The following is a 21,896-nucleotide window of genomic DNA, read 5'->3' on the forward strand; positions in this document are numbered from 1 at the left end:
CGGAGGCCAACCCAGGCATGAACAAATTCGTCAGATTAACAGCGATTGCAGGGCTGCTGTGGGCGGGTGTCAGTTACGGCGCGGAAACAGCCAACATCCGCATCGGCCAACTGCCCCAACTGCAACAGGAACCCCAGCACGCTACGGTGAGTGAGCGCGTTACCTCGCGCTTCACTCGCTCTCATTACCGCCAGTTCGCCCTTGACGCGGAGTTTTCAGGCAAGATCTTCGATCGCTACCTGAACATGCTGGACTACAACCATAACGTATTGCTGGCTGCCGACGTGGCACAGTTCGCCGGCAAACGCAATCAGGTTGGCGAAGAGCTGAAAACCGGCAAGCTGGACACCTTCTACGCGCTGTTCAATCTGGCGCAGAAACGCCGTTTCGAGCGTTATACCTATGCGTTGTCGTTGCTGGACAAGCCGATGAACTTCACCGGCAACGGCACTATCGATCTCGACCGCAGCAAAGCGCCGTGGCCGAAAGACAAGGCTGAGCTGGATAGCCTGTGGGATGCGAAAGTCACCTATGACGAGCTGAACCTCAAGTTGACCGGCAAGACCGACAAAGAAATCCACGACACGCTGACCAAACGCTATCAGTTCGCCATCAAGCGCCTGACGCAAAGCAACAGCGAAGACGTCTTCCAGCTGGCGATGAATGCCTTTGCGCATGAAATCGATCCGCACACCAACTATCTGTCTCCGCGCAATACCGAGCAGTTCAACACCGAGATGAGCCTGTCGCTGGAAGGCATCGGCGCGGTGCTGCAGATGGATGATGACTACACCCTGATCAACTCGATGGTGCCGGGCGGCCCGGCGGCGAAGAGCAAGGCGATCACCGTAGGCGATCGCATCGTCGGCGTCGGCCAGGCCGGCAAACCGATGGTGGACGTGATCGGCTGGCGTCTGGACGACGTGGTGTCGCTGATCAAAGGGCCGAAGGGCAGCAAGGTGCGCCTGGAGATCCTGCCGGCCGGCAAGGGCACCAAAACCCGCGTGGTCACCTTGACCCGCGAGCGCATCCGCCTGGAAGACCGCGCGGTGAAAATGACCATCAAGACCGTCGGCAAAGAGAAGGTGGCGGTGTTCGACATCCCTGGCTTCTACGTCGGCCTGACCGATGACGTGAAAGTGCAGCTGCAGAAGATGGCCAAGCAGAACGTCAAGAGCGTGATCATCGATCTGCGCACCAACGGCGGCGGCGCGCTGACTGAAGCGGTGTCGCTGTCCGGCCTGTTCATTCCGAGCGGCCCGGTGGTGCAGGTACGCGACAACAACGGCAAAGTGCGTGAAGACGCCGACACCGACGGCGTGACCTACTACAAAGGCCCGCTGGTGGTGCTGGTCGATCGCTTCAGCGCCTCCGCCTCCGAGATCTTCGCGGCGGCGATGCAGGATTACGGCCGCGCGCTGATCGTCGGCGAACCGACCTTCGGTAAAGGCACCGTTCAGCAGTACCGTTCGTTGAACCGCATCTACGACCAGATGCTGCGCCCTGAGTGGCCGGCGCTCGGTTCGGTGCAGTACACCATCCAGAAGTTCTACCGCGTCAACGGCGGCAGCACTCAGCGCAAGGGCGTGACGCCGGATATTCTGATGCCGACCGGCGTCGATCCGGCGGAAACCGGCGAAGCGTTTGAAGACAACGCCATGCCGTGGGACAGCATCAATGCGGCGACCTACAGCAAGACCGGCGATATGGCGCCGTTCGAGCCGGAACTGCTGAAAGATCACCAACAGCGCATCGCGCAGAATCCGGAGTTCCAGTACATCGCGCAGGATATCGCGCATTACAAGGCGCTGAAGGATAAACGCAATATCGTGTCCCTCAATCTGGCGGTGCGCGAGAAAGAGAACCACGATGACGATGCGACCCGTCTGAAACGCATCAACGAGCGTCTGGAGCGCGCGGGTAAGAAGCCGCTGAAATCGCTCGACGATCTGCCGAAGGATTACCAGGAGCCGGATCCGTACCTGGATGAAACCGTGCATATCGCGCTGGACCTGGCTCATCTGGAAAAGGATCAGCCTGCTCAGCAGCCAACGCCGGCCAAATAAGGCCACGGCTTTGCCTGTAAAAAACGCACCCTCGGGTGCGTTTTTTTTTGGGGTTGCGGCAAGCCCGGCTTAAGCCGGTTTCTTGCGGTGACGCAGCCCGAGCTGAATGCAGGAAACCACCACCAGCAGACAGCCGAACAGCGACAGCAGCAGCGGGATCTCATGCCAGAACAGCCAACCCCAGGCGATGTTGAACACGATGCCGATATAGCGCACCACCGAGACCACGATCAGGTTATCGGAAGAAAAGGCCTGGGTTAAGACGACCTGCCCCAACAGCGACACCAGGGCGATGGCGAGCAGAATGGCGAACTGATAGGCGTTGGGCCAAACGAATGCGTTCCACATCAGCGGCAGCGAGATCAGCGTTGCGATGAACAGGAAGTAGAACACGATCTCGTAGTTATGGTGGCGCTTGCTGAGTTTGTTGACCGACAGATAGGCGATCGAGGCGAACACCGCGCTCATCACACCGACCAGCGACGCCAGGGTATAGGCCGAGAAGTGCCACGGCCGCACCAGCAGCACGGCGCCGATGATGACCATCGCCAGCCAAAACGCGGTATTGGCGTTGACCCGTTCACGCAGCACCAGCAAGGAGAGCAAAATGGAGAAAAACGGTGACAGATAGGCCAGCATGCTGGCGTCGGCCAGCGTCAGATGGGCGATGCTGTAAAAATAACAAATGAGATACAGCCCGCCCATGGTGCCGCGCAACACCAGCAGCGGCCGGTCTACGCGGCTGAAGGCGATGCGGTGGCGGTACATCAGCAGCAGAACCAGCAGACAGCCGATGCTGCTGCGAAAGAACACGATTTCACCGGTGGGAATAGCGTCGGAGATGGTTTTAACCAGCGCGTTCATGACGCTGAAAATCAACGAGGCAAAAATGGCCAGTAACGCACCCTGATTCATGCTTGCCTCCGCCATTGTCGGTAAATGATGTCCGCCTGCTCGCCGCAGGTATCGTCCAGCAACGAACGATGGCAATGCTCGGCGCCGATCCGGGTGACGAAGCGCTGCAGCGCCTGCTGAAAGCGCGCCAACAGACGCTGGGCGGCGGGCATCTCGACGTCAAGCCGCTGCGCCAGCAAGACCAGGACGCGCAGTTTGCGCACGTCCTCTTGCGGCACGCGCGGCAGGCGCCAGCGCCCTTGGGCATCCTGGAAGACGCGGGCGACTCTGACGGCGGAAAAATCATAGTAGCGGCCCTGCGCGTCCGGCTCGGAATAGGGATCGACCAGCAGCGCGGTATAACGCGTAAACAGCGCATAGCATTGCTCTGTCGGCGCGAGCTGCGGGAATTGGTCAATCCAGCGGCGGCTCACCATGCGGGGTGGAACCGGGTAGTTGTCGTCATTCAAAAAGCGCAGCAGGTTAATGGCCTCGATGCCGAGCCGGTTGAGCAACTGCTGGTAATCCTGCGAGAGCGCCAGCATGTCGGCGATCGCCTCGGGACAGATGGGGCCCTCGGGGTGGGTTTTATACAGATACTGGATCGGCCCCTGCGGCTGGAATATCGCCTGCAGCGTGGTATCGGCCAGCGCCAGCGGAGGATGAACATAATTGGTGATGCTGAAGCGCTCGGCGGCGAGCAGGCTGTCGCCGCGTTGGGCGTCAATGCCGTGACGCGCCAGCAGCGAGCAAAGCCAGTCGAGTTCGGCGCAGTCTGACCTTGCACCTGCGCCGGCCAGATAAATCCGCTGCTTGAACGCCTTGGTGTAGGCGCGGTAAGGCTGCTCGGCGTTCTGGTACTTGGTATCGGCGTAGTAACTCGACAGGCTGATGACCTCGACGTGGGACTGTCCGGCGTCCTGCAGCAGGCTTTGCGCCATCAGGCCGGAACCGATGGAAGGAGAGAGCAGGATCAGTGAGCGCAGTTGGGGCAACGCCGCCCATGGCACCTGTCGCAGCACGTCATGGTATTGATCGGCGGGGACGGCAAGGATCAGTCGGTGCCAGTCGCCGCCGACCAGTGACAGATCATCGTAATAGCGATCAATCGTCACCTGCGCATCGTCTTGGGTGCGCTGCGCCTTACCGGCACCCGTCAGCCACAGGCTGGGCGTGTGCGCCAGATGCTGCTTCAGGCGGCGCCCTTTTTCGCTGGGGCGGTTGTACAGGCCGATGCGCGCATTGCCCGCGGCCTTGATGTCCGCAGCCAGTTGGATCGCCGCCGGGCCGGCGCCGAGGATCAGGGTGGGAAAGGCATTATTCATGGCGGTGGGGCTCCAAAATCAACAGATCGTACAGCGGGGTGGCGAGCGGTTTACCGCTGACGCGCCAGGGTGAGCCGGCGGCCTGGTGGTGGTAAGGGCAGTTGAAGATCGACTTGAGGCCGTTGCCATAGCGCACCAGCAATTTGCCGCACTGGGGCAGCAAAGGCCGCAGCGCCTTCAGCAAACCCTGCTTGTCCGCCACCAGAGAGGCGATGATGATGTGATCGATATCGTTGCGCGTCAGGCCGTTCAGCTTGTCGATGCAGGGCATCTGCTGCACCAGCCCCAGGTGGCGCGTGAGCCGGCGGGCAAAACGCTGGGCCGCCGGATCGCAATCGTAGCAAATGACGGTGGCGGAGAGCCTGGCGACCAGCGCCAGCGCCGTGGTGGGCAATGCGCCGCTGCCCACCAGCAGCACCCGTTCGCCGGGTTTAATGTCGGCGGCCGCGATCTCCAGCTGCAGCGCGCGGTCGAAACTGTTCAGGTAGGCGTTGGTTTGCGCCGGTTCCCGGCACAGCGCCGAGACGCGATGTTTCTCGTAGTCGCACAACGCGGCGTTGGCTGTCGCCCGCAGTTGGGTGATCTGCGCCGTTATCAAACGGTCGTTTTCCAGCTTTTGACGATAGGCCTGCAGCTGCGGTTCGTCGTTAAAGGCCTGCAGGCGGCTGAAACGACGTTCCAGCAGGGAAAAATGGCGCCGATCTTGCCGGGCGGAACGGTGAAGCTGGTGAATTTCCTGTTGCAAGCCGGCGAGTTGCGCCAGCATGTCCGCCTTGGTCAGAGTGTACATGGGGATTCTCCGTGTGCGTGTAACAGCTGTGTCGGCAGCAGATAGGGGTAGCCCTGCGGGCTGACGCCGTTTTCGATGCCGACGCCAAATACGCGAGACACCATCGGATGTCCCATCATCTGATGGGTATCGCCGTGGCAAACGACGCGTCCGTGCGCGAGCAGCGTGAGTGAGTGGCAATAGCGCAGCGCCAGCCCCAGATCGTGGATCACCAGCAGCGTGATGCAGCGGTGGCGCCGGCCGTAGTCGGCGATCTGATTGAGCACGCGCAGCTGGTGGTGGATATCCAGCGCGCTGGTGGGCTCGTCGAGCAAAATGATCTGCGGCTGAGAGACGAAGGCCTGAGCCAGCATCACCAACTGCCGCTGCCCGCCGCTGAGACGGTTGAAGGGGCGATCGGCGAGCGCGGAAATGCCGCATTCCGTAAGCGCCTGCTCGACCGCATCGGCCTGGGCGGCGCTGACGCGCCAGCTCAACTGGCGTACCTTGCCCAGCAGCACCATGTCAAAAGCGGTCAATGCCGAATCGCAGCGATTAAGCTGCGGCACATAGGCGATACGGCTGGTTTTCGGATCGAGAGGGCGTTCGCGGTAAGCGATCTCGCCGCTGCATGGCACCATGTGGTTAATCGCTTTGAGCAGCGTTGATTTGCCGGCGCCGTTGGGGCCGATGATGCCGCCGAGCTGCGCCTCCGGCCAGCTCAATGAAACGTCTGCCAATAGCGAGCGGCGATGCAGCGAGACGCCGACGCGGGTGAGGGTCAGTTGAGTCATGGGCGTTTAACCTGTCGAGTGACGAAGTAAAACAGCACCGGTACGCCGATCAGGGCTATAACGATGCCGATGGGCACCACGCCGTTCGGCATCACCAGCTTGGCGACGATCGAGGCGCACAGCAGCAGCAGGCTGCCGCAGAGGGCGGAAATGCAGATCAGGTAGCGCTGATCCTCACCCACCAGAAAGCGGGCGAAATGCGGGGCGATCAGCCCGACGAACCCGATGGTGCCGACAAACGAGACCGAGGCGGCCGTCAGCAAGGTCGCCAGCAGAAAGGCCAGCTTGCGCAAGGCGCTGACATTGATACCCAGCCCCTGGGCCTGCTCTTCGCCGGCGGACAGCGCCGTCAGCCGCCAGGCGAGCCGCAGACTGACGAACAGCGCGCACAGCAACACGACGCCGGTGATCGCCACGCCGTGCATATTGGCTTTGAGCAGGCTGCCAAACAGCCAAAAGACAATTTGCTGCATGGCTTCCGGCGAGGCCAGAAACAGCAGCAGCGATTGCAGCGACTGAAAGAAAAACAGCACCACGATGCCGCTCAACACCAATATTTGCGGTGTCATGCCGCGGCGTTGTCCCAGCAGATAGATAGGCACGCAGGCGAGCAACGCCATCAGCGAAGCCAGCAGCGGCGTGCCCAGCGCCCACGCGCCGCCCAGGCTGAAGCCGGTGAGGATCGCCAGCGCCGCGCCGAACCCCGCCGCGGCGGAGATCCCCAGCGTATAGGGGCTGGCGAGGGGATTGGCCAGCACGGTCTGCATCAGCAGGCCCGCCAGCGCCAGGCTGGCGCCGACCACCAGGGCGGTGAGCGTCATCGGCAAGCGAATCGACCAGAAAACCACCTGATGCAGCTCGTTGCCAGGCGCAGAGCCGGGCCAAAGCATCCGCACGATATCCGTGAGGCCAAGTTGCGCGGCGCCGACGGTGAGATCGATGGCGGTCGCCGTCAGCAGCGCGCCGAGCAGCGCCAGCGTCAATAGCCCGCGGCGCAGCCTGCGCCGTCGCAAAAACGCACGTCCTGTGTGGGCCACGGTTATTCTCCTTGCCAGCGTTGCAAGAAGACGCCGTCCGCCTCTATCGGCAAATATTGATGGTAGAACTGCGCCAGATTGCGCGCGGGATCAACATCGGCAAACGCGGCGGGATAGAGCGCTTTCGCCAGATACTGGACAAAGATAAAATCGTATATCGTGCGCGCGCCGCCATGGTAAAGCGCATAAAGACGCTGATTTTTTACCGCCGGCAGCTGCGGCCATCCCGCCCGCCGGGCGTATTGCGTCAGGCGCGTCTGTAGGGGGGCGGCCTGCGTGCCGTAGCCCATCGGCACGGCGTTCGGCATGTTTTCCCAGTCGCCACCGGCGAGAAAAATCACCTCGGGCCGTTGGGTCAGGACATAGTCGGCGCGCAAGGGGGAAGGGCTGCCGACGACGCCGGCGGCGATATTGTCGGCGCCGGCCAACTGCAGCAGCGGCCCCCAGATCGAGGCGCCATAGCTGCTGCTGTATTCGCCGGGGCCCTTGTCTCCCAGTTCAATATAGGTGATCGGCGGCGGCAGCTGCGCCTGGCGGATGCGCCGTCGGGTATCTTCGAGGCTCTGGCGATATTCGTCGGCCAGCCGTTCCGCTCGCTCGGCGTGGCCCATCGCCTGGCCCATCAACCGGATGCTGGCGAGCTTGACTTCAACGCCCTGATTGAAGTCGACGACGATGTAAGGAATGTTGAGCCGTTGCAGCACCGGCAGGAAGTTGGCGAAGCCGTCGAGCTGCCACTTCGCCAGGATCAGCAGGTCTGGCCGCGTGGTCAGCAGGCGTTCAAAATCGAAGCTCTGGTTATAGAGCGAACCGACATCGACCAGTTGAGCGAGCCGTGGCAGCGCCGCCTGATAGCGCGCCCATTGGCTGGCGCGCAACGCCCAGTCGCTTTTGGAGAAGGCGACGACCTGTTGATAACTCTCCGGGCCGTTCACCGCCAGAAAATCTTCGTAGTAAAAGCCGATATAGGCGCGCTGTGCGGGGGCGGCCAGGGTAACCTGGCGTCCTTCAACGTCGGTGAGGTGAATTTCCGCGTGCGCGACCTGGCAGAAAAGCAGCCACGTCGCCAGCATCCAGACGATACGCGATAACATGATTGACATCCCTTTACGATTAATTGTGATGTTATAATGTAACAATTAATCGCGAGATTCAAACTTTCGTCGCCGCTGAATCAGGCGGGGCATGATGAAGCGCGCCGAGCGGATATTGGCCTATAAAGCGTGAGGATAACGTTTCTCGTTGTCATGGCGTGCGGGCAAAGAAATTTTTCTGCAAAATCCCTCCGCCTTGCGCAACAATCGTTTACAATTTGCCAAATCCCGGTCGCGCGTCGTTTTTGTAAAGTTTCGTATTTTTAGTAGGTTAATGGCGCGCGACTCTTGAAACTGTGACGAATGCCCATACGATCTAGGGTATCTTGGACAGCGTTTTGTTAACATTTATGAGGAAGTAAACATTTTATGATGCGTATAGCTCTGTTCCTGCTCACCAACCTGGCGGTGATGTTGGTTTTCGGGCTGGTGCTCAGCCTGACAGGAATCCAATCCAGTAGCGTTCAGGGCCTGATGATCATGGCCGGTCTGTTCGGCTTCGGCGGCGCTTTCGTGTCGTTGCTGATGTCCAAGTGGATGGCGCTGCGCTCCGTCGGCGGGGAAGTGATTGAACAACCGCGTAACGAAACCGAAAACTGGCTGCTGGAAACGGTGCGCCGTCAGTCGCAGCAGGCGGGCATCGCCATGCCGCAGGTCGCTATCTACCACGCGCCGGACATCAACGCCTTCGCCACCGGCGCCCGCCGCGACGCCTCGCTGGTCGCCGTCAGCACCGGCCTGCTGCAGAGCATGAGCCGTGACGAAGCGGAAGCGGTCATCGCGCACGAAATCAGCCACGTCGCCAACGGAGATATGGTGACCATGACCCTGATTCAGGGCATCGTGAACACCTTCGTGATCTTCATTTCGCGCCTCATTGCGCAGGTCGCCGCCGGTTTCCTCGGCAACCGCGACGGGGATGGCGAAGGGGAAGGCAACGGCAACCCGATGATTTACTTCGCCGTATCGATGGTGCTGGAACTGGTGTTCGGCATCCTGGCGAGCATCATCACCATGTGGTTCTCGCGTCACCGCGAGTTCTATGCCGACGCCGGTTCCGCCAAACTGGTGGGCCGCGAGAAGATGATCGCCGCCTTGCAGCGTCTGAAAACCAGCTATGAACCGCAGGAAGCGGGCAGCATGATGGCGTTCTGCATCAACGGCAAATCCAAGTCGTTCAGCGAGCTGTTCATGTCGCACCCGCCGCTCGACAAGCGTATCGAAGCGCTGCGTACCGGCCAGTACCTGAAGTAATCGGCTGAATGAAATGAAAAACCCCGGCTTGCCGGGGTTTTTTTATGGCATGCCTGAACCGCTTTTTCAGCGTCGACGGGGGTTAACGCGGTGCAAGAACCCCCCGAGTCCATAAAGCCCGCCTTCGAATAACGCCTGTCGGCCTCTCTGTGCGATTACCGCCGCGGAGCGAGACGACCATGAAAGAGGGTAAGCCGCATCCTGGCTGAGTGACGACCGGCTGTTTGGCTTTGGAAGCGCATGTTATATGCTTTGGCGCAATGACATTTGTCCCTGAGGCCCTATGAAAATCAACCACCTTCCCTTGCTCAACGGTGATGAGCGACCGGCGCGCCTGGCGGAATTGACAGGCGGTATCGCCGATGCGGTTGCGGAACTGTTCAACCGGCATGATGACGATGCTGAACGGCCAGCTATTCGCTGGCATTCAGGCGATCTTCACCTCCCGGCATTTTTCCCCGACGAGCACGATAGCCACGATTACGATTACCTGATCGTGGACGGCGATATGATCGTGGAAGGATGCCTGGCGGTATCGCCGCAGCGCGAGGACGGCGGCATTGTTGTGCTGGGGCGGCTGCAGGCGGATACGCTGATTTGCTGGGGCGGACTGGTCGTACGTGATGATGTCCGCATACGCCATGCCTATTGCAGCTCAGGAAACGACGGTGCGTTCGTGGTGGGGGGAGATCTGACCGCGCTCACCCTGGTAGAGACGGGGGAGTTTATCCATGTCCATGGCGATCTCGATGCGCGGTGTCTCGCTTCGTTGCAGAACTTCGTTCAGGTTGACGGAAACACGCGCTGCGATTGCCGCATCGACAGCGCTCAGGCCGAAGATCTGATCAAGCGCATGTTCGCCCCTGGCTTACTGAAGGGCTTCGAGGGGGTGGATAACGACGGCCAACGCATTGTTGGCTGGTATCCGGATGACGACGCCTATTTAGCGTGTCTACGACAAGGCCGCAGCCCTTTGAGGAGCGGCGACTGACGCCAGGCCTGCATCGCACTCGACGTGGCCCGGCTCAGGCAGGCCACATCGGATTGGGGCCCGGCTCTTTCTATGCCCTCTATTTCACCTCGCGGCTGGGCTGCGCCGTTTGCGTCGTCGGTTGAGTGATGCGCAGGCTGCTGACCGCCGCAGCCAGGGTGGCGAACACCCCAGCCAGGATCAGTGAAGCGTGGGTGCCGGAGGCCGGGAACAGGTTGAACATCAGCGCCACCAGCGCGGCTCCCGAGGTTTGCCCCAGCAGGCGAGCGGTGCCCAGCATGCCGCTGGCGCCGCCGCTGCGGTTGCGCGGCGCGGCGGAGATGATGGTGTGGTTGTTGGGCGACTGGAACAGGCCGAAACCGGCGCCGCACAGCACCATGCGCCAGATGATGTCCATATTCGACGGCGCCGCGGGCAGCAGCGCCAGCGAGAACAGCCCGAGCGCGAACACCGCCAGCCCGACGCAGCCCAGCAGGCCGGCATGCACGCGTTCCACCAGCCGGCCGGCGATCGGCGCCATCACCACGATCGCCAGCGGCCACGGCGTCAGCAGCAGCCCGGTCGCCACTTCGTCGCGGCCCAACGCGCTTTGCAGGAAGAACGGCAGCGACACCATCGCCAGCATTTGCGCGGCGAACGAGCAGATTGAGGTGCCCATGGACAGGGCGAAGATCGGGATGCGCAGCAGATCGACCGGCAGCAACGGAAATTCCTGGCGCAGCTGGCGGCGCACGAACACCGCGCCAATCGCCAGCAGCGCGGCGATCTCGCTGAAGATCAGCGTCAGGCTCTGCCCCTGGGCGAAGCCGCTGATGGCGGTGATCAGCAGGCCGAAGGTCAGCGCGTTCAGCACCGCGCTGGTGGGATCGAAACGGCGGTTATCGCTTTTTTGGCCGTTTGCCGGCAGGAATTTCATCCCCAGCAGCAGCGCGACGATGCCGATCGGCAGGTTGATGGCGAACAGCCATTGCCAGGACGCGACCGACAGGATAGCGGCCGCCACCGTCGGCCCGGCCGCCGAGGAGCAGGCGACGATCAGCGAGTTGATGCCCATGCCGCGGCCGAGAAAACGCTGCGGGTAGATGATGCGGATCAGCGCGGTGTTGACGCTCATAATGGCGGCGGCGCCAAAGCCTTGCAATACGCGGGCGATGGTCAGCGTGAGCAGCGAGTCGGACAGGGCGCAAAACAGCGAGGTGATGCTGAACACCAGCAACCCGGCTTGATAGATGCGGCGATAGCCGACCAGATCGCCGAGCGAGGCCAGCGACAGCAGAGAGACGGTGATCGCCAACTGATAGGCGTTGACCACCCAAATGGAGTTGGCCGGGCTGGCGTTAAGATCGCGCGCGATGGTGGGCAGCGCCACGTTGGCTATCGCGCCGTCGAGCACCGATACGGTAATGCCGAGGGCGATGGCGAGGATCGCCCCATAGCGTTGCGGGACGGGGAGGCCGTCGGAACAAGGACGCATGTTGGTCTCAGCGGTATTTATTCAGGGGAGTATTATCATGCTAATCATATTCGCCCGTGATTGCATGCCCGTTGCCCGCTTAATTGTAAATAGCGGTGAGCGGGCCGGGGTTATCCATTTGGCTTCAATCGCTTAGCGTTCAGCCGCGTTGCGCGCCGCGATCTGTTCCGATTATACTGAAACCCTTGTTTAAATTTCCTGAAACAAAACCGTTAAGTAGGGCATTCACCATGGCTAACGCAGATTCAGACAAGCACCCGGATGCCGTCTCATCCGTGATGAAGGTGTTCGGCATTTTACAGGCGCTTGGCGATGAGCGCGAGATTGGCATTACCGAACTTTCCCAGCGAGTGATGATGTCCAAAAGCACCGTCTACCGTTTTCTGCAAACCATGAAAGCGTTGGGCTACGTATCGCAGGAAGGCGAGACGGAAAAGTATGCGCTGACGCTCAAGCTGTTCGAACTGGGCGCCAAATCGTTGCAGAACGTCGATCTGATCCGCAGCGCCGACGTGCAGATGCGCGAACTGTCAAACCGCACCCGCGAAACCATCCACCTCGGCGCTCTGGATGAGGACGGCATTGTCTATATCCACAAGATCGACGCGATGTACAACCTGCGCATGTATTCGCGCATCGGTCGCCGCAACCCGCTGCACAGCACCGCCATCGGTAAAGTGCTGCTGGCCTGGCGCGATCGGGAGGAGGTAGCGCAGATCCTGTCGCAGATTGAATTTACCCGCAGCACCGAGCATACCCTGACCAGCGCCGCCGAACTGTTGCCGGTGCTGGAGCGGGTGCGTGAGCAGGGATTCGGCGAAGATGTCGAAGAGCAGGAGGCGGGGATCCGCTGCATCGCGGTGCCGGTCTTTGACAGGTTCGGGGTGGCGATCGCCGGGCTGAGCATCTCTTTCCCGACGCTGCGCTTTTCCGACGCGGCGCGGGAGGAGTATGTGGCGTTGCTGCACGTCGCCGCCCGGCGCATTTCCGAGCAGCAGGGCTATCACGACTACCCGTTCTGACCGTCGTTTCGATGAGCGAGGCGCTGCCATGGCAGCGCCTTGTTGTTATTTCGCGCCCGGTGTCAGCCGCTGAGAAATCCGCTCCAGCACCAGCATCAGCAACAGCGTGGCCGCCACCAGGATCATGGTCAGCGTCGCGCCGTTGGCGATGCTGCCGCGATCGGTCAGGCTGAAGATCGTGACCGGCAGCGTCGCCCAGCTCGGCGGGTAGATCATCATGGTCGCGCCCAGCTCCCCCATCGACAGCGACAGGCTGAGTGCGAAGGCGGAGATCATGTAGGGGGCGATCATCGGCAGGGTGACGTGACGCAGGCGGAACAGCGGCCAAGCGCCCAGGCTGGCGGCGACGTTCTCGTAGTCGCCAGGTAGCCGGGTCAGCCCGGCCATCACGTTGCCGAAGGTAAAGGCGGAAATCAGCACGAAGTGGGCGGCGGGCACGATCAGGAAGGTGCCGTTCATCTGCAGCGGCCCCTGGCTGAACGCCACCAGCATCCCCAGACCGATAGAGACCGAAGGCACCGCGCTGGGAATGAAAAACAGCGTGCCCAGCAGCCGCTGGCCGCGCCCCTGATGGTGGCGCAGCGCCAGCGCCGCCCAGGTGCCGCACAGCAGCGCGAACAGGCTGGCGCTGAAACCGATAGCCAGACTGGCGACCAGCGCGTCCCAGGAGGCGCCGCTGAACGCCTGGCGGAAGTGGTTGAGGGTGAAGCCGCTCGGCAGCACGCCGTTCCACTGTTCACTGAGGCTGGACATCAGGATCACCGCCAGCGGCAGGCAGAAGAACAGGGCGAACAGCGTGACCGTCAGCGTGCAGGTCAGGGTGCGGCCGGTGCGAGACCAAATCAACATCGTCAGTTCCTCAGCCCGGCGCGCGCCGCGGCGTAGCGGTAAAGGGAGAACAGCCCGAGCGACAGCGCGATATTCACCACGGCGATGGTGCAGGCGACGGCGTAATCCGCCTCCAGAATTGCTTTGGCGTAGACCATCATCGGCAGCGTGGTGACGCCCTTGGCGCCGATAAACAGCACGATGCCGAACTCATTGGTGGTCAACAGCAGGCACAGGCTGCCGCCGGCCAGCAAGGCCGGCAGCGCGGCCGGTAAAATCACCTGGCGCACCACGCGCCCCGGCCGGGCGCCGAGGATGCTGGCGGCCTCGAGCTGGCTGCGATCGATCTGCGACAGCGCCGCCATCAGCGGGCGCATCACCAGCGGCGTAAACACGGTGATTTCCGCCAGGATCACCCCCCAGATGGAGTAAAGAAAGTCCACCGGCGGCAGGGTGAAACCAAAGGCCGCCATCAGCGTGCCGTTCAGCAGGCCGGCGGAGCCGTAGATAAAGGTGAAGGCCAGCGTGATCAGGAAGGTCGGCATGGCGATAAAGGTATCGATCACCCGGGCAATCAGTCGGCTGCCGGGGAACGGCGTGAATACCAGCAGCAGCGACAGCAGGGTGCCGAGCACCAGGCAGCCCAGCGTCGCCAGCAGCGCAATCTGCAGCGTGTTGAGCAGAGCGCCGACAAAGCGGCGGGATTCGAACACCTGTTGCAGAGCGGCGGCGCTGAATAGCCCCTGATCGTCGGTAAACGCCTGTTTGACGATCAGCGCCAACGGGTAGAAAAACAGCGTCGCCAGCACCAGTAGCGGCAACAGGATCCACAGGCGGCGCGGCAAACGCAGCCGCAGGGCCGGACGAATAAGCGTAGAGTCGGTCATGTCAGTCCTCGATCAGTACCGCATCGTCGGGGGCGAAGTAGAGCGGCACGCGCTCGCCGATCTGCGGCATCCGGCTGCGATGAGTGGTGACCACGCGCAGCGGATGGCCTTCCGCGTCGAACTGCAGGTGCGTCAACTCTCCCTGCCAATGAATATCATGCAGCGTGCCGATGATGCAGTTGCTGCGCTGGGCATCGGCATCGAGCGCAATGTGCTGTGGCCGGATGCACAGCAGCTTGTCGAAGCCGCGTTGTGCGCCGTAAGTGAAACAGCCGATCACTTTGCCGGCGCAGCTGACGGTGGTCATGCCTTGCTGCGCGGTAGTCTCCAGGGCGGTAGCCGGCAGCAGGTTGGCGCGGCCGAGGAACTCGGCGGCGAAGCGGTTCGTCGGATGATGGTACAGCGCGCGGGTTTCGCCGTGGGCGATCAGGTGGCCGTCGCGCATGATGCCAATCTTGTCCGCCAGCGTCAGCGCTTCGCCCTGATCGTGGGTGACGTACAGGATGGTCAGATCCGGCAGCTCGCGGTGCAGGCGGGCGATCTCTTCCACCATGCTGTGGCGGATTTGCGCGTCCAGCGCCGACAGCGGCTCATCCAGCAGCAATACTTTGGGGCGCACCGCGATGGCGCGAGCGATCGCCACCCGCTGTTGCTGGCCGCCGGAGAGCTGGTTGGGATAGCGCTTGGCGTAGGCGGACATGCCGACGATGGCCAACGCCTCTTCGACGCGCTCGGCGGTCAGGCCGCGCGGCTTGCCCTGCGCGCGCAGGCCGAACGCCACATTGTCCTCGACGCGCATATGCGGAAACAGCGCGTAGTTCTGTACCACCATGCCCAGGCCGCGCTCATAGGGCGGCACGTCGGTAACATCGACGTCACCGATGGCAATACGCCCGGCGGAGGGCTGCACGAATCCGGCGATCGCTCGCAGCACGGTGGTTTTACCCGAGCCGGAGGGGCCGATCAGCGCCAGCACTTCGCCGGGGGCGATGGTGAGCGTCAGGGGTTTCAGCACCTCGGTGCCGCGATACGACACGCTGACGCGGTCGAGCTGAATGCCCGACGGCCCGGTGATGTCGAGGCTGCTATCCCGCGCCTCGGCGCGGGAAGTGAGGGTAGAAGGCATGGTCAGCGTCATTCTGTCACCTTGTGCCAGCGGGAGATATCGGCGGACAGGCTGTTCACCACCTGGTTCCAGTCCGGTGCCCAGATCTCTACACCCTGCAGCGCGGCCTGCGACTGCCTGAAGTTATCGTCGGTCGGGGTGACATCCTTACGCACCGGCATGCCGTAGGAAATGGCGCTGACGCTGCTCTGCGCTTCTTTGCTCAGCAGGAAATCGATCAGTTTTTTGCCGTTGGCGCTTTGCGGCGCGCCTTGCACCAGGCCGATGTAGTAAGGCAGCACCAGCGTGCTGCGTTTGCCGTCCGGCCCGGCCGGCCAGAACACCTTGACGTTCGGGTTGCTGCGCATCTGCGCCAGGTTCATCTGTAGATCGCCGTTGGCCACCAGCAGCTCCCCCTTATTGACCAGCGCGGTCAGCTTGCCGGTGGAGGCCGAAGGGCCGACGTTGTTGCTTTGCAGCTTGCCGAGGTAGTCGAAACCGGCATCTTTGCTGCCGAAGCTGTGAAACGCCTGCAGCATCACTGCGGTGCCGTCACCCGCCTGGCCCGGCGTGGAGTACTGCAGCTTATTGCGGAACTGCGCGTCCAGCAGCTGTTGATAGCTGGCAGGCGCCTGCGGCAGCAGTTTGGCGTTATAGATGAAGCTCAGGTAGTTGTTCACCAGTGGCACGAACTGCGGCTGGGCGTCGGCGATCTGCGCCGCATCCTGCGGGGTGAAATCCTGCAGCAGTTTTTCCGCGGCGGCGCGCTGAATGAACGGCGGCGGCGTCACCAGCACGTCGGCCTGCGGGTTGCTGCGCTCCTTCGACAGGCGCTCCACGATGGCGCCGGAGCCGCCTTCGACGTACTGCACCTTGACGCCGGTCGCCTGGGTGAAGGCGTCGAACTGGGTTTGATACCAGCTGTGATCGCCGTCGTGCAGACCATCGGCGGAGTAGACGGTCACCACCGCATCGGCGGCCCAGGCCGGCGCGGCGCCGAGTGCGATGGCGGTCATCACGACCAGACGAGAAAATTTCATAGCTTCAGCCTCACTGTTGCGGGTTAATGCGAAACTGGTATACACCAGATATGCGGCCAAGCTAATCGGCGAATATGACAAACAAATGAAAGCGGCAAAATATATTTGCCTTAAAAGGGGGATCGAGCGTGGGTGAGGAAGACGGGGCGGCGGGCGCCGGCCCCGTGATAATCGAGGTTAGAGCGTATCGACTTCGATGCGCAGGCTGTCGTGGCGCCAGTATTCAATATCGAAATCGAGGATGCGGCCGTGCTGATCGTAATTCAGCCGACGCAGCAGCAACGCGGGCAGGCCGACCATGGCGCCGAGCGCGTTGGCGGCGCGGTAAGGCAGGGCGGTCGGGTAGAACGACAGGTGCATGTTGCTGTAAATCAAATCGTAATGCTGTTGATAAACCTCGGTCAGGCTGCCGTTGAGATCGTGACTGAGCAGTTCCGGCACCCGCTGCGGCAGGCAGTGGTTCTCGCAATAGCAGATGGCGCGGTCGTCGGCATAGCGCACGCGGCGCAGCAGATACACCTGATCGAACGGTTCGAGCGCCAGCGGCTGCATGACGTCGAGCGGCACCGTGGTTTTTTCGCCGGACAGCAGCGCGGTGCGCGGCGTGCGCCCTTGCTCCTGACAGAGACGGTGGAAGTTGGTGTTCTGCGTCGGATCCAGCCACAGCCGTTCCGGCGTGACGAACCAGCCGCGGCGATCGGCGCGGTAGATGGCGCCGGTGGCTTCCAATTGCGCCAGGCTTTCGCGAATGGTGACGCGGGTGGTGGAGAAGATGGCGCACAGCTCGCGCTCCGAAGGCAGCTTATCGCCGGCCTGCAGCGCGCCGCGGGTGATGCGCGCCTGGAGCTGATCCTTGATCTGCAGGTAGTGAGGCATATCGCCCTGATGTTCTTTCATTTCATCTCGCTATGGCATCGGCCCGACATTCCGGCACGCGCTTATTATACATAGCCAGATGAATTTTTTGTTTCACCGCGCTTTGTCGTTTGACCGGGGCTGGAATTTGCCGCCACAATGATCGCAATCTGGTATAGACCAAATAGGTGAATAACATGTCCGACCGTAACTACCTGCTGTTGACCCCCGGCCCGTTGACCACCTCGAAAACGGTGAAAGAGGCGATGCTGTATGACAGCTGCACTTGGGATGAAGATTACAACCTCGGCGTGGTGCAAAGCATCCGCCAACGGCTGGTGGCGCTGGCGACGCCGTCCGCCGGCTACACGTCGGTGCTGCTGCAGGGCAGCGGCAGCTTCGCGGTAGAGGGCGTGCTGGGCACGGTCATCGGCCCGCACGACAAGCTGCTGATCGTCAACAACGGCGCCTACGGGGCGCGGATGATCGAAATGGCGCGGCTGATGGATATCGACCACCACGCCTTTGACTGCGGCGAGGTGAATGAACCGGACGTGGCGGCGATGGAAGCGGTGCTGAAAAGCGATGCGCGCATCAGCCATATCGCCATGGTGCACTGTGAAACCACCACCGGCATGCTCAATCCGCTGCAGAAGGTCGCCGGTCTGGCGGCGCGCAATGGCAAGACCTTTATCGTCGACGCCATGAGCAGCTTTGGCGGCATCCCGTTGGATGTGGACGCGCTGGGCATCGATTTTCTGATCAGCTCCGCCAACAAATGCATTCAGGGCGTGCCGGGCTTCGCGTTCGTCATCGCCCGCCGCAGCGAGCTGGAGAAATGCGCCGGCCGTTCACGCTCGCTGTCGCTGGATCTGTATGCTCAGTGGCGCTGTATGGAGGATCAGGCCGGCAAATGGCGCTTTACGTCGCCGACCCACACCGTGCTGGCCTTCGCGCAGGCGCTGAAAGAGCTGGAACAAGAGGGCGGCATTGCCGCGCGCCACCACCGCTATCAGACCAATCAGCGGCGGCTGGTGGCGGGTATGCGCGAGCTGGGTTTTGAGACCCTGCTGGACGATGCGCTGCACTCGCCGATCATCACCGCGTTCTATTCGCCAAAGGCCGATACATACCGCTTCGCCGAGTTTTATCAGCGTCTCAAGCAACAAGGCTTCGTGATTTATCCCGGTAAAGTGTCGCAGAGCGACTGCTTCCGTATCGGCAACATCGGCGAAATCTATCCGCAAGATATCGAACGTTTGCTGGCGGCCGTCGGGCAGGCGATGTACTGGAATCAATAAGGATTGACCATGAAACAGATCAACGCAGTGATCCTCGACTGGGCGGGCACCACGGTGGACTTCGGCTCCTTTGCGCCGACGCAGATTTTCGTCGAGGCGTTCAAGCAAACCTTCGATATCGATATCAGCCTGGCGGAGGCGCGCATTCCGATGGGGCTGGGCAAATGGCAGCACATCGAGGCGCTGGGCAAGCTGCCGGCAGTCGACGCGCGTTGGCGGCAGAAGCTGGGACGCTCGATGAGCCATCAGGACATTGACGCGCTGTATCAGGCGTTTATGCCGCTGCAAATCGCTAAAGTGATCGACTTCGCCGATCCCATCGAGGGCGTGCCGCAGGCGATCGCCGCTCTGCGCGAACAGGGCATTAAAATCGGTTCCTGCTCCGGCTATCCGCGCGCGGTGATGGAGGTGCTGGTGCCCGCCGCCGCGCAGCGCGGCTACGCGCCGGATTACTGGGTCGCCACCGACGATCTTCCAGCCGGTGGCCGACCGGGGCCGTGGATGGCGTTGCAGAACGCGATCGCGCTGGGCATCGATGCGGTGGCGCATTGCGTGAAGGTGGATGACGCGGTGCCGGGCATTGCCGAAGGGCTGAACGCCGGGATGTGGAGCGTTGGGCTGGCGCTGTCCGGCAACGAGTTTGGCGCCACCTGGCAGGAGTATCGCCGGATGACGGCAGGCGAGATAGAGCGCCGCCGCGCGGCGGCCGCCGATAAGCTGTACGCGGCGGGCGCGCACTATGTGATAGACACGCTGGCGCAATTGCCGACAGCGATCGCCGACATCAACCGGCGGTTGGCGAACGGCGAGCGGCCGTAACGACCGAACGCGGGGCGTAAAAAAACCGGGGATTATCCCCGGTTTTTTCGTTCTGAGACGGCGTTAGCGATGCGCCAATTCGACTTCGTCTTCGCTGTCCATCACGGCTTTGTCGGTTTGTTTCATCAGCTGGCTGGTGATGGTGCCCGCCGCCATGGAACCGTTGACGTTCAGCGCGGTACGGCCCATGTCGATCAACGGTTCGACCGAGATCAGCAGCGCGACCAGCGTCACCGGCAGGCCCATCGCCGGCAGCACGATCAGCGCAGCGAAGGTGGCGCCACCGCCCACGCCCGCCACGCCGGCGGAGCTGATGGTGACGATGCCGACCAAGGTGGCGATCCACACCGGATCCAGCGGGTTGATGCCGACAGTCGGCGCCACCATCACCGCCAGCATCGCCGGGTAGAGGCCCGCACAGCCGTTCTGGCCGATGGTGGCGCCGAACGACGCCGAGAAGCTGGCGATGGATTCCGGCACGCCCAGGCGACGGGTCTGCGCTTCCACGTTCAGCGGAATGCTGGCGGCGCTGGAGCGGCTGGTGAACGCGAAGGTGATCACCGGCCACACCTTGCGGAAGAACTTCATCGGGTTAACGCCGGTGAAGGCCAGCAGGACAGCGTGAACCACAAACATGATGGCCAGGCCGATGTACGAGGCCACCACGAAGCTGCCGAGCTTGACGATATCGTGAATGTTGGAGCCGGCGACCACTTTGGTCATCAGCGCCAGCACGCCGTACGGCGTCAGCTTCATGACCAGACGCACCAGCTTCATCACCCAGGCCTGCAGGGTGTCGATAGCCACCAGCACGCGCTCGCCTTTCGGCTTGTCGTCTTTCAGCAGCTGCAGCGCCGCCACGCCGAGGAAGGTGGCGAAAATCACCACGCTGATGATCGAGGTCGGGCTGGCGCCGGTCAGATCGGCGAACGGGTTTTTCGGGATGAACGACAGCACCATCTGCGGCACCGTCAGATCGGCCAGTTTACCCACGTAGTTGGTCTGGATCGCCGTCAGGCGCGCGCTTTCCTGCGCGCCCTGCACCAGGCCTTCGGCGGTCAGACCGAACAGGTTGGTGACCAGCACGCCCACCAGCGCCGAGATCAGCGTGGTGAACAGCAGCGTGCCGATAGTGAGGACGCTGATTTTGCCCAGAGAAGAGGCGTTATGCAGCTTGGCCACCGCGCTCAGGATCGAGGCGAACACCAGCGGCATGACTATCATTTGCAGCAGTTGCACATAGCCGTTACCGACGATGTTGAACCAGCTGATGGATTCTTTCAGTACCGGGTTATCGGAGCCGTACACCAGCTGCAGGCCCAGACCGAACACCACGCCGACCACCAGGCCGACCAGCACTTTTTTCGCCAGGCTCCATTGCTTGTGGCGGGTTTGCGCCAGCAGCAAAAGGAGCGCGACAAACACCAGCACGTTAATCACGAGCGGAAGATTCATCCCCAATGTCTCCAATAATCTTTCTTATAAAAACGACTACGCATCACGTATGTCGCGATGTAAATATCGTAACAGTTTGCTGAGTGGCCTACTTATATCCAAATGGAATTTGATATAGCTTTTTGTGTGTTTTTGTTCGTTTTATATACTTCAAGGTGATGGGTTAGGCGGTTTTTTGTGATCAGAGTCTGATATTTCTGATTTGCTCGACATAGGATTGCACCGGCAGGGTGAAATCACCTTGCCAGCAGATGGCAAACGCCACGAGGCACAGACACAACACCCGCTCCAGCTGGTTGCCTTTTTGCGAGTTGAGCAGCGGCAGGCGAAAACGCCAGCGGCATGGCCACAGCAGCGGCACGCCGGCGGGGGTGAGCATATCGGCCAGCAGATGGCTGAAGTAGCCGATGATCATGGCGTGCAGCGCATCGGCCGGGATCGGCCAGCTGCGCGGTACGTCCAGTTGGAACAGCGCCATGCCACCGGCGATCGCCAGCAGGCTGTGGGTGAAACCACGGTGGCCGAAGGCGCGGGCGATGGGCAGGGCAATCCAGCGCAGGCGCTGGCCCAGCACCGACTTGGGGTGATCGATGTCCGGCAGCAGTGAGGTCAGCAGCGCGGCGGGTATGATGTGCCACCAGTCGCCGGTAGCCAGCTCTGGCGTCACTTCCGCCTTCTTGGCGAAGATCGCGCAAGCGACAGAGAATATAAGGTGTCCTTCCGCGGTCATGCTGTTGCGATTCCGGCTGGTAAACTGTTAATTTATCCAGTATATGGGAAAATTCCCAGTAGTGGAAGCAGTTACCCTGTAACCAATTGTTTATTTTCCCCTGTTTTACAACGGCTTGTTACGGCAATGGGTAACAAATCATCGATTTTGACGGGC

At 61.6% G+C, this 21,896-nt stretch carries 20 protein-coding genes; 6 read left to right on the plus strand and 14 right to left on the minus strand.

Annotated features, from left to right (window positions below):
- Nucleotides 1-17 precede the first annotated feature (17 nt).
- Entirely contained in the window at nucleotides 18-2,066 is a 2,049-nt protein-coding gene (prc, locus tag ACJ8PN_RS06375; protein ID WP_015377670.1) for a carboxy terminal-processing peptidase, read from the plus strand.
- 69 nt (nucleotides 2,067-2,135) lie between these two features.
- Here the strand turns inward: prc and ACJ8PN_RS06380 are convergent, their stop codons facing one another.
- Genes ACJ8PN_RS06380 through ACJ8PN_RS06405 form a run of 6 tightly spaced genes read right to left on the minus strand, consistent with a single transcriptional unit; the run spans nucleotide 2,136 to nucleotide 7,979 of the window.
- Entirely contained in the window at nucleotides 2,136-2,981 is an 846-nt protein-coding gene (locus ACJ8PN_RS06380) for a DMT family transporter (RefSeq protein ID WP_004931494.1), read from the minus strand.
- Nucleotides 2,978-4,285: an opine metallophore biosynthesis dehydrogenase gene (locus ACJ8PN_RS06385; protein ID WP_411261338.1), complete on the minus strand. Its 1,308-nt coding sequence runs from the start codon at nucleotides 4,283-4,285 to the stop codon at nucleotides 2,978-2,980. The genes ACJ8PN_RS06380 and ACJ8PN_RS06385 overlap by 4 nt, the downstream gene beginning before the upstream one ends.
- Complete coding sequence (locus ACJ8PN_RS06390; RefSeq protein WP_351107684.1) at nucleotides 4,278-5,075, minus strand: nicotianamine synthase family protein; 798 nt, start codon at nucleotides 5,073-5,075, stop codon at nucleotides 4,278-4,280. The genes ACJ8PN_RS06385 and ACJ8PN_RS06390 overlap by 8 nt, the downstream gene beginning before the upstream one ends.
- Nucleotides 5,063-5,848 carry an ABC transporter ATP-binding protein gene (locus ACJ8PN_RS06395; protein ID WP_442534721.1) on the minus strand — a complete coding sequence of 262 codons (786 nt, stop codon included), beginning with the start codon at nucleotides 5,846-5,848 and terminating at the stop codon, nucleotides 5,063-5,065. The genes ACJ8PN_RS06390 and ACJ8PN_RS06395 overlap by 13 nt, the downstream gene beginning before the upstream one ends.
- On the minus strand, nucleotides 5,845-6,885 hold the full coding sequence (locus tag ACJ8PN_RS06400) for a FecCD family ABC transporter permease (RefSeq protein WP_442534722.1): 1,041 nt from the start codon (nucleotides 6,883-6,885) through the stop codon (nucleotides 5,845-5,847). The genes ACJ8PN_RS06395 and ACJ8PN_RS06400 overlap by 4 nt, the downstream gene beginning before the upstream one ends.
- 2 nt (nucleotides 6,886-6,887) lie before the next feature.
- Nucleotides 6,888-7,979, minus strand: a complete 1,092-nt coding sequence (locus ACJ8PN_RS06405) for an ABC transporter substrate-binding protein (RefSeq protein WP_442534723.1) — start codon at nucleotides 7,977-7,979, stop codon at nucleotides 6,888-6,890.
- Nucleotides 7,980-8,348: 369 nt separating this feature from the next.
- Here ACJ8PN_RS06405 and htpX point away from each other — a divergent pair, with 369 nt between their 5' ends.
- Together htpX and ACJ8PN_RS06415 are read left to right on the plus strand one after the other, a co-directional pair.
- Nucleotides 8,349-9,233, plus strand: a complete 885-nt coding sequence (gene htpX, locus ACJ8PN_RS06410) for a protease HtpX (protein WP_004931482.1) — start codon at nucleotides 8,349-8,351, stop codon at nucleotides 9,231-9,233.
- Between the two features lie 283 nt (nucleotides 9,234-9,516).
- Nucleotides 9,517-10,224, plus strand: a complete 708-nt coding sequence (locus tag ACJ8PN_RS06415) for a hypothetical protein (RefSeq protein WP_442534724.1) — start codon at nucleotides 9,517-9,519, stop codon at nucleotides 10,222-10,224.
- A gap of 79 nt (nucleotides 10,225-10,303) precedes the next feature.
- On the opposite strand, the gene ACJ8PN_RS06420 is transcribed toward ACJ8PN_RS06415, so the two are convergent.
- A complete protein-coding gene (locus ACJ8PN_RS06420) occupies nucleotides 10,304-11,698 on the minus strand; it encodes an MFS transporter (protein WP_351107695.1) in 1,395 nt (464 codons plus the stop codon).
- Between the two features lie 230 nt (nucleotides 11,699-11,928).
- Between ACJ8PN_RS06420 and kdgR the strand changes: the two genes are divergently transcribed.
- Nucleotides 11,929-12,720: a DNA-binding transcriptional regulator KdgR gene (kdgR, locus tag ACJ8PN_RS06425; protein WP_442534725.1), complete on the plus strand. Its 792-nt coding sequence runs from the start codon at nucleotides 11,929-11,931 to the stop codon at nucleotides 12,718-12,720.
- Nucleotides 12,721-12,765: 45 nt separating this feature from the next.
- Here the strand turns inward: kdgR and ACJ8PN_RS06430 are convergent, their stop codons facing one another.
- From ACJ8PN_RS06430 to phnR, 5 genes are all read right to left on the minus strand, one after another.
- Nucleotides 12,766-13,569, minus strand: coding sequence for an ABC transporter permease (locus ACJ8PN_RS06430; RefSeq protein WP_442534726.1), 804 nt, complete (start codon nucleotides 13,567-13,569; stop codon nucleotides 12,766-12,768).
- A gap of 2 nt (nucleotides 13,570-13,571) precedes the next feature.
- Nucleotides 13,572-14,435, minus strand: a complete 864-nt coding sequence (phnU, locus tag ACJ8PN_RS06435; protein ID WP_171453880.1) for a 2-aminoethylphosphonate ABC transporter permease subunit — start codon at nucleotides 14,433-14,435, stop codon at nucleotides 13,572-13,574.
- Nucleotide 14,436: 1 nt separating this feature from the next.
- The gene (gene phnT / locus ACJ8PN_RS06440) at nucleotides 14,437-15,567 is read right to left on the minus strand and encodes a 2-aminoethylphosphonate ABC transport system ATP-binding subunit PhnT (RefSeq protein WP_442534765.1); all 1,131 of its coding nucleotides are present in this window, start codon (nucleotides 15,565-15,567) and stop codon (nucleotides 14,437-14,439) included.
- A 2-nt stretch (nucleotides 15,568-15,569) separates the two neighbouring features.
- A complete protein-coding gene (locus tag ACJ8PN_RS06445; RefSeq protein ID WP_171453882.1) occupies nucleotides 15,570-16,580 on the minus strand; it encodes a 2-aminoethylphosphonate ABC transporter substrate-binding protein in 1,011 nt (336 codons plus the stop codon).
- Nucleotides 16,581-16,757: 177 nt separating this feature from the next.
- A complete protein-coding gene (gene phnR, locus ACJ8PN_RS06450) occupies nucleotides 16,758-17,477 on the minus strand; it encodes a phosphonate utilization transcriptional regulator PhnR (protein WP_164119735.1) in 720 nt (239 codons plus the stop codon).
- 155 nt (nucleotides 17,478-17,632) lie between these two features.
- Between phnR and phnW the strand changes: the two genes are divergently transcribed.
- On the plus strand, nucleotides 17,633-18,736 hold the full coding sequence (gene phnW / locus ACJ8PN_RS06455; RefSeq protein WP_171453884.1) for a 2-aminoethylphosphonate--pyruvate transaminase: 1,104 nt from the start codon (nucleotides 17,633-17,635) through the stop codon (nucleotides 18,734-18,736).
- 9 nt (nucleotides 18,737-18,745) lie between these two features.
- On the plus strand, nucleotides 18,746-19,555 hold the full coding sequence (gene phnX, locus ACJ8PN_RS06460) for a phosphonoacetaldehyde hydrolase (protein WP_171453885.1): 810 nt from the start codon (nucleotides 18,746-18,748) through the stop codon (nucleotides 19,553-19,555).
- 63 nt (nucleotides 19,556-19,618) lie between these two features.
- Here phnX and ACJ8PN_RS06465 read toward each other — a convergent pair whose 3' ends face one another.
- Both ACJ8PN_RS06465 and ACJ8PN_RS06470 read right to left on the minus strand, forming a co-directional pair.
- Nucleotides 19,619-21,010, minus strand: a complete 1,392-nt coding sequence (locus ACJ8PN_RS06465) for an L-cystine transporter (RefSeq protein ID WP_004931458.1) — start codon at nucleotides 21,008-21,010, stop codon at nucleotides 19,619-19,621.
- A 181-nt stretch (nucleotides 21,011-21,191) separates the two neighbouring features.
- Nucleotides 21,192-21,740, minus strand: coding sequence for a metal-dependent hydrolase (locus tag ACJ8PN_RS06470; RefSeq protein ID WP_004931456.1), 549 nt, complete (start codon nucleotides 21,738-21,740; stop codon nucleotides 21,192-21,194).
- Nucleotides 21,741-21,896: the final 156 nt, after the last annotated feature.

Source organism: Serratia sp. CY76391 (assembly GCF_052166695.1).
Taxonomy (GTDB): domain Bacteria; phylum Pseudomonadota; class Gammaproteobacteria; order Enterobacterales; family Enterobacteriaceae; genus Serratia; species Serratia nematodiphila.

Bases quoted from the DNA above. Each gene is read 5' to 3' on its own strand.
- ACJ8PN_RS06420 (WP_351107695.1), bottom strand. From the start codon at position 11,698: ATGCGTCCTTGTTCCGACGGCCTCCCCGTCCCGCAACGCTATGGGGCG.
- phnW (WP_171453884.1), top strand. From the start codon at position 17,633: ATGTCCGACCGTAACTACCTGCTGTTGACCCCCGGCCCGTTGACCACC.
- ACJ8PN_RS06390 (WP_351107684.1), bottom strand. From the start codon at position 5,075: ATGTACACTCTGACCAAGGCGGACATGCTGGCGCAACTCGCCGGCTTG.
- ACJ8PN_RS06465 (WP_004931458.1), bottom strand. From the start codon at position 21,010: ATGAATCTTCCGCTCGTGATTAACGTGCTGGTGTTTGTCGCGCTCCTT.
- phnR (WP_164119735.1), bottom strand. From the start codon at position 17,477: ATGAAAGAACATCAGGGCGATATGCCTCACTACCTGCAGATCAAGGAT.
- htpX (WP_004931482.1), top strand. From the start codon at position 8,349: ATGATGCGTATAGCTCTGTTCCTGCTCACCAACCTGGCGGTGATGTTG.
- phnX (WP_171453885.1), top strand. From the start codon at position 18,746: ATGAAACAGATCAACGCAGTGATCCTCGACTGGGCGGGCACCACGGTG.
- prc (WP_015377670.1), top strand. From the start codon at position 18: ATGAACAAATTCGTCAGATTAACAGCGATTGCAGGGCTGCTGTGGGCG.
- ACJ8PN_RS06430 (WP_442534726.1), bottom strand. From the start codon at position 13,569: ATGTTGATTTGGTCTCGCACCGGCCGCACCCTGACCTGCACGCTGACG.
- ACJ8PN_RS06405 (WP_442534723.1), bottom strand. From the start codon at position 7,979: ATGTTATCGCGTATCGTCTGGATGCTGGCGACGTGGCTGCTTTTCTGC.
- ACJ8PN_RS06445 (WP_171453882.1), bottom strand. From the start codon at position 16,580: ATGAAATTTTCTCGTCTGGTCGTGATGACCGCCATCGCACTCGGCGCC.
- ACJ8PN_RS06470 (WP_004931456.1), bottom strand. From the start codon at position 21,740: ATGACCGCGGAAGGACACCTTATATTCTCTGTCGCTTGCGCGATCTTC.
- kdgR (WP_442534725.1), top strand. From the start codon at position 11,929: ATGGCTAACGCAGATTCAGACAAGCACCCGGATGCCGTCTCATCCGTG.
- ACJ8PN_RS06385 (WP_411261338.1), bottom strand. From the start codon at position 4,285: ATGAATAATGCCTTTCCCACCCTGATCCTCGGCGCCGGCCCGGCGGCG.
- ACJ8PN_RS06380 (WP_004931494.1), bottom strand. From the start codon at position 2,981: ATGAATCAGGGTGCGTTACTGGCCATTTTTGCCTCGTTGATTTTCAGC.
- ACJ8PN_RS06415 (WP_442534724.1), top strand. From the start codon at position 9,517: ATGAAAATCAACCACCTTCCCTTGCTCAACGGTGATGAGCGACCGGCG.
- phnU (WP_171453880.1), bottom strand. From the start codon at position 14,435: ATGACCGACTCTACGCTTATTCGTCCGGCCCTGCGGCTGCGTTTGCCG.
- ACJ8PN_RS06395 (WP_442534721.1), bottom strand. From the start codon at position 5,848: ATGACTCAACTGACCCTCACCCGCGTCGGCGTCTCGCTGCATCGCCGC.